The organism is Neisseria sp. P0009.S010, assembly GCF_051958545.1.
Taxonomy (GTDB): domain Bacteria; phylum Pseudomonadota; class Gammaproteobacteria; order Burkholderiales; family Neisseriaceae; genus Neisseria; species Neisseria subflava_A.
Map to the genome: position 1 here is coordinate 268,877 of NZ_JBQCVH010000003.1, position 15,939 is coordinate 284,815.

Genomic DNA, 15,939 nt, shown 5'->3' on the forward strand with positions numbered 1-15,939 from the left:
GATTAAAACACACAGGCCGTCTGAACCCTTTCAGACGGCCTAAACATTAACACTCCCCCAACTTAATATGACAGCCAAACCCACCAAACGCCCTGTCAACGGCGTTCTTCTCCTCGACAAACCTGAAAGCCTTTCCAGCAATACCGCCCTGCAAAAGGCGCGGCGCTTGTTCCGTGCCGAAAAAGCCGGGCATACCGGCGTACTTGATCCTTTGGCTACAGGGCTTCTACCTGTTTGTTTCGGTGAAGCGACCAAGTTTGCCCAATATCTGATTGATGCCGACAAAGCCTATACGGCCACTCTGAAACTGGGCGAAGCCAGCAGTACGGGCGACGCCGAAGGTGAAATCATTGCCACCGCACGCGCCGATATTTCATTGTCCGAATTTCAGACGGCCTGCCAAGCCTTAACGGGTGATATCCGCCAAGTGCCGCCGATGTTTTCCGCCCTCAAGCACGAAGGCAAACCGCTATACGAATACGCACGCAAAGGCATCGTTATCGAACGCAAAGCGCGCGACATCACCATTTACTCCATTGATATCACTGAATTTTATGCACCTAAAGCCGTGATAGACGTACGTTGCAGCAAGGGTACCTACATCCGCACACTCAGCGAAGACATCGCCAAACACATCGGCACATTCGCCCACTTGACCGCCCTGCGCCGTACTGAAACCGCCGGCTTTACCATTGCCCAAAGCCACACGCTCGAAGCCTTGACAGAATTGGATGAAGCCGAACGCGATGCCCTATTGCTGCCTTGCGATGCCTTGGTGCAACATTTCCCCAAACTTGAGTTAAACGACTACGCCATTACCATGCTCAAACACGGCCAACGCCCCCAGTTTACCGAAGACATTTCCGCCGAACAGCCCATCCGTGTATACAACCGAGACGGCGCATTTATCGGACTGGTGGAATATCAAAAAGAAATAGGCCGTCTGAAAGCCTTGCGCCTGATGAATACCGCCGATAAATAACTTCCTGCAAAGAGAGCCGATCATGAAAGTCTATACCGCCGCCCAAATGCGCGAACGCGAACAAGCAGCCGTCGATAAAGGCACAAGCTTCGACCAACTAATGGAAAACGCCGGCAGTTCTGCCGCCCGAGACCTCATGCAGCGTCATCCTCAAGCCGGATGCGCCCTGATTGTTTGCGGCAAAGGCAACAACGGCGGCGACGGCTTAGTCATGGCAAGATATATGCAGGCGCAAGGGTGGCACATCGATATTCTGTTTTCACTCGGAGAAAACCTCTCCCCTTTAGCTCAAACCAATCGCGAACGCCTCAACGGTTTGCCCCATATTGAATTGATATCCGCACAAGAACTGGAAGGCCGTCTGAAAAAAGGTTACGACATCATTATCGAAGGCATATTCGGCACAGGCTTCAGTGGCGCACTTCCAACCGAAATCGCCGCCCTCTGCAGCCAACTCAATCATTCAAACGGCCTGAAGGTCGCCCTCGATATCCCCACCGGCCTCAACTGCGACACCGCCGAAGCCGATCCCGACACATTCCGCGCAGACCTGACCTACACCTTTGCCGCCTACAAACCGGCACATTTAAGCGAATCCGGCAAAACCTATTGTCAAGAAACCGTCTGTTTACCTATTGGCATTGATTAAAAAAGCAAATAAGATGTCATATTTAAATCGCTTTATTTTTAGAAACAACACATTCTAAAAGAAACACGCCAATTAATTTACGACCAAATTATCAACGACACGGAAACAGATAATGAACGAACAAGAATACCGCCAAACTTTTAAAGAAGATCAAGCCGTCGGCTGGGAAGCCATCGATGCTGTGCTTAAAGCACTTTATGGTGATATCAAACCTCGTCATTACGGCTCTATTATCAAATACATTCTAGGTGGTGATGACCCATTAGACGGCAGTAGTATTTATGATTGCGAAGAGCAAACCTTCCATCGCCACATTGTTTCCTACGGCATGAGCGAACTTTACTTTAATCCAGAACTTGCCGGTGCAGATTACAGTAAATGGGGATTTGAATTTACCTTCCGTACTCCCCCTTACGATCAGGATCCGGATTCTGGCTACAACACCAAACACGAGCCTTACTGGGCAATTAATCTAATGAATAATCTTGGCCGTTACGTTTTTGAAAGTGGTAACTGGTTTGAAGCCTATCACTTTACTTCAACTAACGACCCTATCCGAATGGATACAGAAACCGCCATCGTCGGCGTAGCCTTCGCACCAGACCCCAAGCTGCCCGCTATCAAAACGCCAAACGGTGAAGTTCAATTTCTGCAGATGGTCGGCCTTACCCAGCCCGAGCTTGACTGGCTCTGGCAAGATCCAACAACCAAACGTTGCCAAGAGCTGATCGATATGATGCGCAAAGACAATCCGCTGTTGATTACCGATTTAGCGCGTACAAAAAGCTATGTACAACCCTAATTGATAAAGCCAAAGGCCGCCTGAAAACAAATTTTCAGACGGCCTTTAGTTTATATTTCAAATAAAAAATAGCAACTTACTTCCAAATCTGAGCCAATTTAATCCCCAGCGCCGTCAAACCAAACGAACCGAAAACATGCAGACAGGTCGCCATCAAAGCCATGCCCCAACGTTGCGCCTGCATCAAACCCACCATCTCCACTGAAAAACCTGAAAATGTGGTCAAGCTGCCGAGAAAGCCGGTAATCCAAAGCAAACGCCATTGCGGATCGGTTAAGAGTTCTGCCAATACGCCGATTAGCAGCGCTCCCAGCCAGTTTGCCGCCAATGTACCGATAGAAAAAGGCGCAGAAGACACCAGCACTAAGCCAAACAACCAACGCAATACAGCCCCAACAGCGGCACCGCAAACAATAGGAAAAATATACGCAAACATAACAAGTTAAACATTCAATTCAAAAAACAGGCCATCCGGTCATGAGGCCGTCTGAAAACCCAGCAAGGATGCCTTCATATCTTATTGCCAAATCTTAGGCGCGGATTTCAAATACCTGTCGTCATCGAAAGTACAAATCCATTGCGGCTTGAGCGCGATGAAAATAGCTGTTGAAATACCGCTCAAAAATGCCTCTGCCCAAGCGATTAAGAAGAAAACAGGAAAGGCGGTTTTCCATAATACCGTCGTATCAAATACATCCGCCCAGTCTAACAAACCGACCAAAATTACGCCGGTAAACACCATTCCGACCGCCGCAGCCCAAAAACCATTCAGAAAAATAAAGATAAATATATTGGCAGGCAAACGCGACACCCAATGGCGGAAACCCAAGTTCACCAATAAAGGCGGAAGCAATACGGACAAGGCATTGATGGGGAACATATGCCAATCGCCCCAAAGCCACAAATACGGAAAAAACAGCAATACGCCAAGGCAGAAAGCGGCAGAAGCGCCCAGCATTAAAGCTGTCAAGTTTAAGGCAAGCAAATGATAGCTCATGCCGGCTAGTTGTCCGCTTTCCGGGGAGGCATTCAAACTCCAAGCCAGCGGCAACATCACGGCAGCCACCAAAAAAGCGGAACGATGCTGCGATACCGACACCCATGCCTGCTTTGCACACAAAGCAAAAATCACCAGCAACACAGGCCATGCCGCCATCACGACACCAACGGGAAACCATCCGTTTTGAAAAATCATCATCTCATCCGCAAAATGTTCAGACGGCCTATTATACGCGTCTCAAGCCATAGCTTTGACAATCCTGTCTGCCTTTGCCGTTAAAGCTTGTTTCGGCTGGTTTTGTTTACCCGAAAAAAGCGTTAGAATAACGGACTTTGCCGTTTAATTAAGGGGATGGACGCATGCTTTGGACAATATTGGCTTTAATTCTGCTTGCTGTCATAGCCGGCTTGTTCTGGTGGCGCCAGAAACAAGAGCAAAAGTGGCGCCAAGAATTGGCCCGACTCAGTGGCGACGAACAAGAAATAAACGAAGAAGACAGCCCGGTCGGTTTTTCCGACCAACTGGACAGCCTGAAACGTTTGTTCAGTATGAACAAGCACACTGCCGACAACCATAAAATCGCCCGCATCCGCCTGCTTTCTGCGCTCGAACACAATAAAACGCAACGCGCCGAAACAAACGAAGAGCATGCAGCAGAGCCGTTTGCCGAAGAGCCGGAACACATCGCAGCTACCGAAGAAGAAATCAAAGTTGCGCCTAAAACCCGTAAATCTGCCAAACCGGAACGTATTCCTAAAATCACGCCGTTTGCACAAATGGAAACTCCCGAATACAGCCCGTCTTTGGTGCAAAACAGCAATTTTGAAGAAATCACATTAGAAGAAGCCACCCGTTCCCTGCACGAAGCAGCGGTTGAAGAATGGAACGAGCATTTGGCAGAAAAAAATGCGCCGATTTACAAAGACGAAGTTGAAACTCCATTATTGCGCGCTTCATCCCTGCCGATGACCGGCATGGAAATCATCGACTACAACGACCCTATCTTGCGCCGCACACGCGAGCGTGCCTTGGCGCGTGCCAATAATGTCCGCGTGGCAGAAGCCAATGCGCCGCATATCGAAACCGTTCAGACGGCCTTAAGAACTGCCGAAAAAGAAGCCATCCTCCCCTATACTTCCATGCAGGCATTCCCTTCTGAAATCCAAGCGGAAGATATTCACGACAACCTTGCCCGCCGTACCGCCGCACGCCACAAACTGGCCGCAGCCGTCGCCCCATTGCGCGACTACTCTCCGCGCACCATCGAAAATGACGAAATTCTGGCCAATTTGGGACAAATCAGCCGTCCTGCCAGCCTGCGCCGTCAAGTTCGCCATACCGAAGCGGCCGCCGAAAGATGGGCGCGCAAACAAGCTGCCACGGAAGCTGTTGCACCACAACCTGCCGTATCGGCAACGCCGTCCCGTCCAAAACCGGCTGCGCCTGTTAAAAAATCCCCTTATATCTCCCGACCTGCCGCGCCAAACGCAACCGTAGTCGAGCCGCCTGCCGTACCGGTTGTCCCGATGGCGAAAACCGATATTCCCGAGCCGCCCGTTTTCCAAACCTCGATTGCACCGATTGATATCCTCGAGCCGCCTGCTTTTGAACATAAAATCCAGGTACCGATTTTTGATTCGCAAGTCAATGCGCATGTTAGCAATCAGCCTGAACGCAGTATCCGCGATTATTTAATCAGCGAATCTGCGGAAGAAGAAACAGAATTCGATGGTGAGCCGGAAGCGCCTGTACAAGCGGAAACAGAAGCGATTCAAGCGGTTGAAACGATTGAACCTGTTGAAACAATCGCAAGGCCGTCTGAATATACACAGACAGTCGTTGAAACACCTGTTCAAACCGTAGAACCAAGCGTTCAAGAGAGTACGCCAAGCATAGCTATTCCAACTTCGGCAACACTTACCGAGGCACACCTGCCGACCACTGCCCTGCTTCTGCCGCCGCAGTTTGACCCGAGCGCCTCGCAAACTGAAGAACAGTTGCTGGAAAACAGCATTACTATCGAAGAAAAACTGGCCGAGTTCAAAGTTAAGGTCAAAGTGATGGACTCCTATTCCGGCCCGGTCATTACGCGCTACGAGATTGAGCCTGATGTCGGCGTACGCGGCAGTGCCGTTTTGAACCTTGAAAAAGACTTGGCGCGCTCACTTGGCGTGGCTTCTATCCGCGTGGTGGAAACCATCCCCGGCAAAACCTGCATGGGCTTAGAATTGCCTAATCCGAAACGCCAAATGATCCGCCTGAGCGAAATCTTCAATTCGCCTGCGTTTACCGAATCCAAATCCAAACTGACCCTCGCCCTCGGCCAAGATATTACCGGCCAGCCTGTTGTGACAGACTTGGCCAAAGCGCCGCATCTGCTGGTTGCCGGTACGACCGGTTCGGGTAAATCCGTAGGCGTGAACGCCATGATTCTGTCCATGCTCTTCAAAGCAACGCCTGAAGACGTGCGCATGATTATGATTGACCCGAAAATGCTGGAGCTGAGCATTTACGAAGGCATTCCGCACCTGCTCGCCCCTGTCGTAACCGATATGAAGCTGGCCGCAAACGCTCTGAACTGGTGCGTCAACGAAATGGAAAAACGCTACCGCCTGATGAGCTTTATGGGTGTGCGCAACCTTGCCGGTTTCAACCAAAAAATTGCCGAAGCCTCCGCTCGTGGCGAAAAAATCGGCAGCCCGTTCAGCCTCACGCCTGAAGACCCTGAGCCATTGGAAAAACTGCCGTTTATCGTAGTCATCGTAGATGAATTTGCCGACCTGATGATGACCGCCGGTAAGAAAATTGAAGAACTGATTGCCCGCCTCGCCCAAAAAGCACGCGCAGCCGGCATCCATTTGATTCTTGCCACCCAACGCCCAAGCGTGGATGTCATTACCGGCCTGATTAAAGCTAATATTCCGACACGCATTGCCTTCCAAGTGTCCAGCAAAATCGACAGCCGCACGATTCTTGACCAAATGGGCGCGGAAAACCTGCTCGGCCAAGGCGATATGCTGTTCCTGCCGCCCGGCATCGTCTATCCGCAACGCGTACACGGCGCATTCGCATCAGACAACGAAGTACACCGCGTAGTGGAATACTTGAAACAATTCAGCACGCCTGACTATATCGACGATATTTTAAGCAGCGGTTCGACCGAGGACTTTACCGGCACCAGCCGCAGCAACGACAGCGACCTCGACCCCATGTATGACGAAGCCGTTTCCGTTGTCTTAAAATCGCGTAAGGCCAGCATTTCCAATATCCAACGCCAACTACGCATCGGCTACAACCGCGCTGCCCGCCTGATTGACCAAATGGAAGCCGACGGTATTGTTTCCCCGGCGGAAAACAATGGCAACCGCACCATCTTGGCGCAAAGCAGCGACCATCTGGATTAATTTATCCTTGTTTAAAATTAAGGCCGTCTGAAAACTTTTCAGACGGCCTTTTTAAATCAGATAATGGGTTCAAAGATTCCGATCAAATTAATAATCTATAAATAATATTATCTACAAAACCAAAGGCTTTTCCATTAACGGCATTTGCCTCGCTATTAAATAAAACCAGCCTCAATAAACAAAACTCGACCTGCCAGATATATCCCTATTCATTTCAGACGGCCTTTTGTCAAGACCGGAAAAAACAGGTAAATCCGTTTTTCGATTAGAAGCAATCTTATTATGATTCATGCCTTCGGCAACACCCCACCCTTTACGAGGAAAAACAAATGAAAAAATATTTTGCAGAATTTTTCGGCACTTTCTGGCTGGTATTCGGTGGCTGCGGCAGCGCAGTTTTGGCAGCAGCCTACCCAGAACTTGGCATTGGCTTTGCCGGTGTCGCCTTGGCGTTCGGTTTGACCGTACTGACCATGGCTTACGCTGTCGGCCACATTTCCGGCGGCCACTTCAACCCTGCCGTTTCCGTCGGCCTTTTCATCGGTGGCCGTTTCAACGGTAAAGACCTGCTGCCTTACATCGTATCCCAAGTTATCGGTGCGATTGCCGCTGCGGGCGTTCTGTATCTGATTGCTTCCGGTAAAACTGGTTTTGATGCTGTTGCTTCCGGCTTTGCCAGCAACGGTTTCGGCGAACACTCTCCTAACGGTTACGACATGATGGCAGCGTTACTGATCGAGTTCGTACTGACCGCATTCTTCCTGATCATCATCATGGGTTCTACCGACAAACTGGCTCCGGCCGGCTTTGCCCCTATCGCCATCGGCCTGGGTCTGACCCTGATTCACTTAATCAGCATTCCTGTAACCAATACTTCCGTTAACCCTGCACGTTCTACCGGCGTTGCCTTGTTCCAAGGTGGCTGGGCTATTGAACAACTATGGTTGTTCTGGTTGGCTCCTATTGCCGGCGCAGCAGTTGGCGCGGCTATTTACCGCTTCGTTTTGGCTAATGACGACAAATAATCTTGACGGAATGACATTCCCGGTGCGGCTGATACTCTAAACCGACTGCACCCAAGTTGCCGAGACACAAACGCACCGCCTGACTCAGACGGTGCGTTTGTTTTTGCCATGTTACAATACTTTCTTTTCCCACATTCTCAAACCATCATGCAAACCTTACCTTTTCAAACCGATATCGCTGACAGAATGCTGGTCAATACCGAAAACGAAACCATCCATCCCGATGCCGTATTCGTACAAACGCAAAACGGCTATTGGATTGCTTGGCACAACCAACAGGCCGCCCTGCTTGCCCCCGACACACCACCCGATATTCCCTGCTTTTGGGTAAAAGGCGCAGAAAGCCTGGAAGAGCTGGTAAGCATGGTAGAAAACGGCGAATTTGACGAAGTTGAAGAATTTGACGGTGATGATGATGCTTGGCAAGAAGCACTCGGATGCGGCCATCATCACGAAGGACACTGCGGATGCAGCCATTGAGATGCACAAAACGCCTGATTCCGGCACTTGCCCTTTGCCTGACGCTTAACGGCTGCGTTGTAGGTGCGGCTGTCGATTTGGCCGCCACAACCGTCCTGACTGCCGGAAAGTTGGTTGTCAAAGGAACGGGGGCAGTGATTGATGCCGCCATTCCCGACGGTAAAAAAGACAAGGATAAAGAAAAAGAAAAAGAAAAGAGCAAAGGAAAACCAAAATCGGAAGAAATCGTCTATAAAGAAGAATCCTCCGACGAAGTAACGCAATAATCCTTCAGACGGCCTCAGCAAGGTAACCAATCCTACTGAGGCCGTCTGAACATTCATCCTTACATATAGCCCTGTTCGCGCAAAGAGCAGGTTTCTTTTGCCGTCACGATAAAATGGTCCAACAGCGTAATATCGACCAAACTTAAAGCCTGTTTCAAACGCTCTGTAAACTGCACATCAGATTCAGACGGCCTTGCCAAACCGCCCGGATGGTTGTGTGCCAAAATCAAACTGTCGGCGTATTCATCCAATGCCAATTTGACGATTTCACGGATATAAACCGTATTTTCCGCCACCGTACCACGCGACAACTCCCGTACCGCAATCAATTGATTTTGACGATTGAGCAGCAAAGCAACGCTAACCTCGATTTTTTCATGCCCAAGATGCAGGCGCAGATAATCCGCAACCGATTTCGGGTTTGACAAAACAATCTGCTCCTGCAAATCTTCACCCAAAATCCGCCGCCCGATTTCTTTGACCACAGCAAATTGAGTATAGCTTGCCAAACCCATGCCCTTATAAGCAGCGAGTGTTTTGGCATCCGCACTCATCAGCTTCCCCAAACTGCCAAACTCACTCAACAAATAACGTGCCAAATCAACCGCGCTCATACCACGCGTTCCGACACGCAGCAAAATCGCCAGCAACTCCGCATCACTCAATGCCGCCGCACCGTGCGCTAAGAGCTTCTCACGCGGTCGCTCCCCTTCGGGCCATTCTTTGATACTCATGTTTTCCCTTTTTATTTATATAGCGGATTTAGTTTTAATTCCGAGTAAAACCGCCTCGCCCGATATAAAACGTAATCCATTATGGGTTTAGTAAATAAATGCAATTTGCGTATTTTATTCTATTTTGAATAATTATTTAAGACATATAGATAATAATTACCCCCTTTTGTGCAGAAAAACAACGTTACCCATTTTTACTATCTTATTTCCCTGCCTGCCTTTCCTTTCCTATTTGTTTCAAATCAGCCGATACAAGCAATTTCATATTGCCCCTATGAGGCTTAGGCTAATATAATATTGAGTTTGCCGAGAGCAAAAGCTTAGGCTTAAATTGCTTTCTATCCACGCTGCCCGTGCGCTTTACAAGAGTTTCAGACGGCCTCCGTCCGACTCCCGCCAGCAATCAAACAGCTTTTTATCGCCCATTCGAAAATCCGTTTTGCCGGTACTCGTCTTTCTTTTTGGAGTATTGCCATTATGACCGCAACCACTGCGTCTTCAGCCAAACCTTATCTGCAAATCCAAGGCTTGGTGAAAAAGTTTGGTGACAATTACGCTGTCGATAACATCGACTTGGACATTTACCAACATGAAATCTTTGCCCTCTTGGGCAGCTCAGGCAGTGGCAAATCCACGCTGCTGCGCATGTTGGCAGGCATGGAAAGCCCAAATCAGGGCAAAATCATTCTCGACGGCCAAGACATTACCAAGCTTGCTCCGTACGAGCGCCCAATCAACATGATGTTCCAAAGCTATGCCCTGTTCCCACACATGAGTGTTGAACAAAACATCGCTTTCGGTCTGAAACAAGACAAAATGCCTAAAGGCGAAATCGACGCCCGCGTCGAAGAAATGTTGCGCCTGGTGCAAATGACCAAATACGCCAAACGCAAGCCGCACCAACTCTCCGGCGGCCAGCAACAGCGTATCGCTTTAGCGCGCAGCCTGGCAAAACGTCCTAAAATCCTGCTGCTTGACGAACCTTTGGGCGCACTCGATAAAAAATTGCGCCAACAAACCCAGCTCGAATTGGTCAATACGCTGGAGCAAGTCGGCGTAACCTGCATCATGGTTACCCACGACCAAGAAGAAGCGATGACGATGGCGACCCGCATCGCCATTATGTCCGACGGTCAGTTGCAACAAGTCGGTACGCCTAGCGATGTGTACGACTATCCAAACAGCCGCTTTACTGCCGAATTTATCGGCGAAACCAATATTTTCAGCGGCGTCGTGATTGAAGACCATGCCGATTATGCCGTCATCGAATGCGAAGGCTTGGAAAACCACGTCCGCATCGACCACGGTCTGGGCGGCCCGAGCGAACAAGACATTTGGGTCAGCATCCGTCCCGAAGATATTGATTTGTACAAAGAAAAACCCGACCACTTGGGCAGCTTCAACTGGGCAAAAGGCACAGTGGAAGAAATCGCCTACTTGGGCAGCTTCGCCATCTACCACATCAAACTCGCCAACGGCCGCGTCGTCAAAAGCCAAGTTCCCGCACCTTATTGGTACGTGCGTAACATCACGCCGCCGACTTGGGACGAAACCGTCTATATCAGCTGGCCGGAAAACCAACCGACTCCGTTGTTCCGTTAATTTAAGGGGAATGAGATGAACCTTAAAAAACTGAAAAACAAACTGTTCCGCCGCCCGGGTCAGCGTGCGGTCATCGCCGTGCCGTATATCTGGCTTTTGGTGCTGTTTCTGATTCCGTTCGCCATCGTCTTGAAAATCAGCTTCGCTGAACAAGAAATCGCCATTCCGCCATTTACGCCGTTGACGACGATTGATGAAGACTTAGGCCGTCTGAACATTGCCATCAGCTATCAGAACTACGCCGACATCTTCCAAAACTTTTGGAATACGCTCAATCCGTTTGGCGACAGTGAAAACAGCAATATCTATCTGATGACCTACTGGTCTTCGATTAAGACTGCGCTGACGACGACCATCATCTGCCTGCTGATTGGTTATCCAACCGCTTATGCCATTTCACGCGCCAATCCGGCTGCGCGCAACGGCCTGCTGTTGGCGATCATGCTGCCTTTCTGGACCTCTTTCCTGTTGCGTGTTTACGCATGGATGGGCTTATTGGGTCACAACGGCATCATCAACAATTTCTTAATCAAATATGGAATCATTAGCGAGCCTTTAGACCTGTTCTATAATGCTTTTTCACTGAATTTGGTGATGGTTTACGCCTATTTGCCGTTTATGATTTTGCCGCTGTACACACAACTGGTAAAACTGGACAACCGTCTGCTCGAAGCCGCTTCCGACTTGGGCGCAGGTCCGATCAAATCGTTCTTTACCATTACCCTGCCTTTATCCAAAACAGGCATCATCGCAGGCTCTATGCTGGTCTTCGTGCCGGCCGTCGGCGAATTTGTGATTCCTGAATTGGTGGGAGGTTCTGAAAACCTGATGATCGGTAAAGTATTGTGGCAGGCATTCTTCGACCAAAACAACTGGCCGCTGGCTTCTGCCGTCGCCGTCGTTATGGTTGCCCTGCTGGTTGTACCGATTGCCCTGTTCCAGCACTATGAAAACCGCGAATTGGAAGAAGGAGGCAAATAATGCAGAAAACCAAATTATCCTGGTTCTTGAAACTGATGCTCCTGCTCTCGCTGGCATTCCTCTATATTCCGCTGGTGGTTTTGGTCGTCTATTCTTTCAATGAATCCAAACTGGTTACCGTTTGGGGCGGTTTTTCAACCAAATGGTACGGCGCATTGATGGAAAACGACACCATCTTGGAAGCAGCCTGGCTGTCATTGCGTATCGCCATCGTTTCCTCACTTGCCGCCGTGGCACTCGGCACATTGGCTGGTTACGCCATGGCGCGTATCAAACGCTTCCGCGGCAGCACCCTGTTTGCCGGTATGATTTCCGCGCCTATGGTGATGCCTGATGTGATTACCGGTTTGTCCATGCTGCTGTTGATTATTCAGGTGCAAATGTTCCTGCAAGGCAGTGAATTGCTGCAATCGCTCTACTTCGATCGCGGCTTCTTCACTATCTTCCTTGGCCACACCACGCTTTGCATGGCGTACATTACCGTCGTTATCCGTTCGCGCTTGGTGGAATTGGACCAATCCTTGGAAGAAGCCGCTATGGACTTGGGTGCCCGTCCGCTGAAGATTTTCTTCGTGATTACCCTGCCGTTGATTGCCCCTGCGATTGCTTCCGGCTTCCTCTTGGGCATTACCCTGTCTTTGGACGACTTGGTAATTACCTCTTTCCTGTCAGGCCCGGGTTCATCGACATTGCCGCAAGTAATTTTCTCCAAAATCAAACTCGGTCTTGACCCTCAGATGAACGTTTTGGCAACCATCCTGATCGGTATCATCGGTACGCTGGTGATTGTCGTCAACTACTGGATGATGCGTCAGGCAACCAAACGGGAACGCGAGGCTGCCGAAGCCTACCGCCAAGAAAAATTGGCAGCCGAGAAAGCCGCCTAATATGCAGACAGGCTGTCCGATAAAGTGTCGGAACAGCCTGTTTTATTAACTGCATCTTATCCTTTCAGACGGCCTGAACCCAAACCCACATTCCAGGCCGTCTGAAAACCAATTTCAATGAAGTGAAAACCAACCTAAAGCTCAAATCATGATCAATCCCAGCTTCAAAGAATACCTTCCTTCCTACTATGTCAGCACGGCTAATCCCCATCCGTCTTATCCGACGCAGGAAGGCCGTCTGAAAACTGAAACCTGCGTTATCGGCGGTGGCCTGTCCGGCTTATGCACCGCCCTACCGCTTGCCGAAAACGGCCATGAAGTCATCGTACTTGAAGCCGCCCGTATCGGTTTCGGCGCATCAGGCCGCAGCGGCGGACAAGTCATCAGCGACTTTGCCTGCGGCATGGAAGAAATCGAAAAACAAGTCGGTTTGGAACAGGCTCAATGGTTCTGGCAGCAATCTCTGCAAGCCGTTGAACTGGTTGACTCCCGCATTCAAAAACACAATATCCAATGCGATTGGCAACGCGGCTACGCTACCGTCGCCGTCCGTCCTCAGCATTGGGAAGAATTGCAACAATGGCACGAACACGCTCAAAAACATTATGGCGCAAGCCATTACCAGCTTTGGGATAAAGCCACGCTGAAGCAGCAACTTGCCAGCGATATGTATCAAGGCGCGCAATTTGATCCTTTATCCGGCCACTTACACCCACTCAATTACACCCTAGGCATTGCCAAAGCGGCAACCGATGCAGAAGCACAACTTTTTGAGCAATCCCCGATGACGCGTATCGAGCCATGCGATAACGGCTGGCTGGTTCATACGCCCAATGGCAGTGTTGAGTGCAAAAACCTCGTTTATGCCGTCAATACTTATGCAGGCTTACACCCAAAATTCAAAGTATTGGAACAAAAAGCCATTGCAGTCAGCACCTTTATCATCGCCACCGAGCCACTGTGCGAACGCGCCAAAGACCTGATCCGCAATAATATGGCCATCTGCGACAACCGCCACGTCCTCGACTACTACCGCCTCAGCGCCGACGGCCGCCTGCTCTTCGGCGGCAAAGACAACGAGTTTATCGATGACCCTGACCGCATGACTGAACTCGTCCGCCAAGATATGCTGAAAGTTTTCCCGCAACTTGCCGATATCAGAATCGAGCATTCTTGGGGCGGCGAATGCGACATTACGCGCAACCTCGCCCCACATTTCGGCCGCCTCGCCCCTACCGTTTTCTACGCCCAAGGCTATTCCGGACACGGCATGGCGATTACCGGCATTGCCGGTTTGGCGATTGCCGAAGCCATCATGGGCGATGACGGCCGTCTGAAACCTTTCGAGCAACTGCGCCACAGCAACATCATCACCCAACCATTCCTGCGCAAACTCGGCTCTTTTCTCGGCTCAAAATACTATCAATGGAAAGACAGCCACTAAACCCAAGCAACAAACATATTTCAGACGGCGGCAGATTCAAGTAAAATTCAGGCCGTCTGAAAGCTTAGATACGACAAAATTCAATCATTCATCAGCAAGGAAACCATTATGAGCAACCATCACAAACTCATCATCCTCGGCTCCGGCCCCGCCGGCTATACTGCCGCCGTCTACGCTGCCCGCGCCAATCTCAACCCTGTGATCATTACCGGCGTTGAGCAAGGCGGACAACTGATGACCACCACCGAAGTGGACAACTGGCCTGCCGATGCCGAAGGCGTACAAGGTCCGGAACTGATGGCCCGTTTCCAGGCTCATGCCGAACGCTTCGGTACTGAAATGATTTTCGACCAAATCCACACCGTTGATTTGCAAAACCGTCCGTTTACCCTTAAAGGCGATATGGGCGAATACACCTGCGATGCACTCATCGTTGCCACCGGCGCTTCCGCCAAATATTTAGGTTTGCCAAGCGAAGAAACCTTTGCCGGCAAAGGCGTTTCCGCCTGCGCAACTTGCGATGGTTTCTTCTACAAAAAACAAGATGTTGCCGTAGTCGGCGGTGGCAATACCGCTGTGGAAGAAGCCCTCTACCTTGCCAATATCGCCAACACCGTTACCCTGATTCACCGCCGCGACAGCTTCCGCGCCGAGAAAATCATGGTGGACAAACTGATGCAACGCGTCGAAGAAGGCAAAATCATCCTCAAGCTCAACAGCTCGGTTGACGAAATCTTGGGCGACGAAAGCGGCGTTACCGGTGCACGCCTGAAACACAATGACGGCAGCACTGAAGAAATCGCTGTAAAAGGCGTTTTCATCGCCATCGGCCACAAACCCAACACCGACATCTTCAAAGGTCAACTTGATATGGATGAAACTGGCTACCTGAAAACCAAAGGTGGTACCGGTGACAATGTCGGCGCAACCAATATCGAAGGCGTATGGGCGGCAGGCGACGTCAAAGACCATACCTACCGTCAAGCCATCACCAGCGCAGCTTCCGGCTGCCAAGCTGCGCTTGATGCCGAACGTTGGCTCGACCGCCACGGCGTATGAGCCTCTAAGCTACGTCCTATTCTTTAAAACATAATCAAAAGGCCATCTGAAATTTCAGACGGCCTGAGACCTTTGCAAAATTCCTTTCCCCCAACAGCCGAAACCTAAACACAGGTTTTCGGCTGTTTTTGTTTCGAATATCCACTGATTCTACTCAAATACCCCCCATAATCCCCCTTGGATACCCGATAATCAGGCATCCGGGCCGCCTTTTAGGCGCAAACAGGCACACTTAGCCTGTTAGCCGCTTTCAAAAGGTTCAAACACATCGCCTTCAGATGGCTTTGTGCACTTACTTTGAGCAGACCAAAATAGACTGCCCGGGCATAGCGGAATTTACGGTGCAGCGTACCGAAGCTTTGTTCGACCACATAACGGGTTTTTGATAAATATCGGTTACGTTTGGTTTGTGCTTCCGACAGCGGATGTTTGCGGTGGGCTTTGCGCATCAGCCGATGCTCTTTCAGATGTTGCCTGTTTTCCTTACTGTCGTAGCCTTTGTCGGCATAGACGGTCGTACCTTTGGATAGGCCTTCCAACAAAGGCGACAGGTGTTTGCATTCATGGGCATTGGCAGGGGTAATGTGCAGTTTCTCAATATAGCCTTCCGCATCGGTACGGGTA

General features: G+C 50.1%; 16 protein-coding genes. 12 read left to right on the top strand and 4 right to left on the bottom strand.

Features of this window, described 5'->3' with window-relative positions; all coding sequences use genetic code 11:
• Positions 1-67 precede the first annotated feature (67 nt).
• The 3 genes from truB to ACTHSN_RS04745 all read left to right on the top strand — a co-directional run bounded on the left by truB (position 68) and on the right by ACTHSN_RS04745 (position 2,433).
• Complete coding sequence (gene truB, locus ACTHSN_RS04735) at positions 68-982, top strand: tRNA pseudouridine(55) synthase TruB (protein WP_440365127.1); 915 nt, start codon at positions 68-70, stop codon at positions 980-982.
• 22 nt (positions 983-1,004) lie between these two features.
• Entirely contained in the window at positions 1,005-1,631 is a 627-nt protein-coding gene (locus ACTHSN_RS04740) for an NAD(P)H-hydrate epimerase (protein ID WP_004520781.1), read from the top strand.
• Between the two features lie 112 nt (positions 1,632-1,743).
• Positions 1,744-2,433, top strand: a complete 690-nt coding sequence (locus ACTHSN_RS04745) for a suppressor of fused domain protein (protein WP_004520782.1) — start codon at positions 1,744-1,746, stop codon at positions 2,431-2,433.
• A 76-nt stretch (positions 2,434-2,509) separates the two neighbouring features.
• On the opposite strand, the gene ACTHSN_RS04750 is transcribed toward ACTHSN_RS04745, so the two are convergent.
• Together ACTHSN_RS04750 and ACTHSN_RS04755 are read right to left on the bottom strand one after the other, a co-directional pair.
• A complete protein-coding gene (locus tag ACTHSN_RS04750) occupies positions 2,510-2,869 on the bottom strand; it encodes a CrcB family protein (protein ID WP_003679592.1) in 360 nt (119 codons plus the stop codon).
• 81 nt (positions 2,870-2,950) lie between these two features.
• Entirely contained in the window at positions 2,951-3,628 is a 678-nt protein-coding gene (locus ACTHSN_RS04755) for an energy-coupling factor ABC transporter permease (protein ID WP_039862495.1), read from the bottom strand.
• A gap of 164 nt (positions 3,629-3,792) precedes the next feature.
• Between ACTHSN_RS04755 and ACTHSN_RS04760 the strand changes: the two genes are divergently transcribed.
• From ACTHSN_RS04760 to ACTHSN_RS04775, 4 genes are all read left to right on the top strand, one after another.
• Entirely contained in the window at positions 3,793-6,837 is a 3,045-nt protein-coding gene (locus tag ACTHSN_RS04760) for a DNA translocase FtsK (protein WP_440365128.1), read from the top strand.
• Between the two features lie 329 nt (positions 6,838-7,166).
• Positions 7,167-7,862 (top strand): aquaporin Z, encoded by a 696-nt coding sequence (aqpZ, locus tag ACTHSN_RS04765; RefSeq protein ID WP_107867623.1) that lies wholly within the window; start codon positions 7,167-7,169, stop codon positions 7,860-7,862.
• A 147-nt stretch (positions 7,863-8,009) separates the two neighbouring features.
• Positions 8,010-8,342 (top strand): hypothetical protein, encoded by a 333-nt coding sequence (locus ACTHSN_RS04770; protein WP_049344250.1) that lies wholly within the window; start codon positions 8,010-8,012, stop codon positions 8,340-8,342.
• Entirely contained in the window at positions 8,330-8,608 is a 279-nt protein-coding gene (locus tag ACTHSN_RS04775) for an NF038104 family lipoprotein (RefSeq protein WP_049344164.1), read from the top strand. Before ACTHSN_RS04770 ends, ACTHSN_RS04775 begins: the two co-directional genes overlap by 13 nt.
• Positions 8,609-8,667: 59 nt before the next feature.
• Here ACTHSN_RS04775 and radC read toward each other — a convergent pair whose 3' ends face one another.
• Positions 8,668-9,342, bottom strand: coding sequence for a RadC family protein (radC, locus tag ACTHSN_RS04780; protein ID WP_049344162.1), 675 nt, complete (start codon positions 9,340-9,342; stop codon positions 8,668-8,670).
• 477 nt (positions 9,343-9,819) lie between these two features.
• Here radC and ACTHSN_RS04785 point away from each other — a divergent pair, with 477 nt between their 5' ends.
• From ACTHSN_RS04785 to trxB, 5 genes are all read left to right on the top strand, one after another.
• The gene (locus tag ACTHSN_RS04785) at positions 9,820-10,944 is read left to right on the top strand and encodes an ABC transporter ATP-binding protein (RefSeq protein WP_107810818.1); all 1,125 of its coding nucleotides are present in this window, start codon (positions 9,820-9,822) and stop codon (positions 10,942-10,944) included.
• A gap of 15 nt (positions 10,945-10,959) precedes the next feature.
• Positions 10,960-11,925: an ABC transporter permease subunit gene (locus tag ACTHSN_RS04790; RefSeq protein ID WP_070749865.1), complete on the top strand. Its 966-nt coding sequence runs from the start codon at positions 10,960-10,962 to the stop codon at positions 11,923-11,925.
• Entirely contained in the window at positions 11,925-12,812 is an 888-nt protein-coding gene (locus ACTHSN_RS04795) for an ABC transporter permease subunit (RefSeq protein WP_063076460.1), read from the top strand. The genes ACTHSN_RS04790 and ACTHSN_RS04795 overlap by 1 nt, the downstream gene beginning before the upstream one ends.
• A gap of 148 nt (positions 12,813-12,960) precedes the next feature.
• Entirely contained in the window at positions 12,961-14,256 is a 1,296-nt protein-coding gene (locus tag ACTHSN_RS04800; RefSeq protein ID WP_070461595.1) for an NAD(P)/FAD-dependent oxidoreductase, read from the top strand.
• A 108-nt stretch (positions 14,257-14,364) separates the two neighbouring features.
• Positions 14,365-15,315 carry a thioredoxin-disulfide reductase gene (gene trxB, locus ACTHSN_RS04805; RefSeq protein WP_049329772.1) on the top strand — a complete coding sequence of 317 codons (951 nt, stop codon included), beginning with the start codon at positions 14,365-14,367 and terminating at the stop codon, positions 15,313-15,315.
• Positions 15,316-15,527: 212 nt separating this feature from the next.
• Here the strand turns inward: trxB and ACTHSN_RS04810 are convergent.
• On the bottom strand, positions 15,528-15,939 hold a 412-nt coding region (locus ACTHSN_RS04810; RefSeq protein WP_440365129.1), incomplete at its 5' end, for a transposase.

Excerpts from the sequence above, each read along its gene's own strand:
- ACTHSN_RS04750 (WP_003679592.1), bottom strand. The coding sequence starts at position 2,869 with ATGTTTGCGTATATTTTTCCTATTGTTTGCGGTGCCGCTGTTGGGGCT.
- ACTHSN_RS04770 (WP_049344250.1), top strand. The coding sequence starts at position 8,010 with ATGCAAACCTTACCTTTTCAAACCGATATCGCTGACAGAATGCTGGTC.
- ACTHSN_RS04800 (WP_070461595.1), top strand. The coding sequence starts at position 12,961 with ATGATCAATCCCAGCTTCAAAGAATACCTTCCTTCCTACTATGTCAGC.
- ACTHSN_RS04745 (WP_004520782.1), top strand. The coding sequence starts at position 1,744 with ATGAACGAACAAGAATACCGCCAAACTTTTAAAGAAGATCAAGCCGTC.
- ACTHSN_RS04740 (WP_004520781.1), top strand. The coding sequence starts at position 1,005 with ATGAAAGTCTATACCGCCGCCCAAATGCGCGAACGCGAACAAGCAGCC.
- ACTHSN_RS04755 (WP_039862495.1), bottom strand. The coding sequence starts at position 3,628 with ATGATTTTTCAAAACGGATGGTTTCCCGTTGGTGTCGTGATGGCGGCA.
- ACTHSN_RS04785 (WP_107810818.1), top strand. The coding sequence starts at position 9,820 with ATGACCGCAACCACTGCGTCTTCAGCCAAACCTTATCTGCAAATCCAA.
- truB (WP_440365127.1), top strand. The coding sequence starts at position 68 with ATGACAGCCAAACCCACCAAACGCCCTGTCAACGGCGTTCTTCTCCTC.
- ACTHSN_RS04775 (WP_049344164.1), top strand. The coding sequence starts at position 8,330 with ATGCAGCCATTGAGATGCACAAAACGCCTGATTCCGGCACTTGCCCTT.
- trxB (WP_049329772.1), top strand. The coding sequence starts at position 14,365 with ATGAGCAACCATCACAAACTCATCATCCTCGGCTCCGGCCCCGCCGGC.
- ACTHSN_RS04790 (WP_070749865.1), top strand. The coding sequence starts at position 10,960 with ATGAACCTTAAAAAACTGAAAAACAAACTGTTCCGCCGCCCGGGTCAG.
- radC (WP_049344162.1), bottom strand. The coding sequence starts at position 9,342 with ATGAGTATCAAAGAATGGCCCGAAGGGGAGCGACCGCGTGAGAAGCTC.
- ACTHSN_RS04760 (WP_440365128.1), top strand. The coding sequence starts at position 3,793 with ATGCTTTGGACAATATTGGCTTTAATTCTGCTTGCTGTCATAGCCGGC.
- aqpZ (WP_107867623.1), top strand. The coding sequence starts at position 7,167 with ATGAAAAAATATTTTGCAGAATTTTTCGGCACTTTCTGGCTGGTATTC.
- ACTHSN_RS04795 (WP_063076460.1), top strand. The coding sequence starts at position 11,925 with ATGCAGAAAACCAAATTATCCTGGTTCTTGAAACTGATGCTCCTGCTC.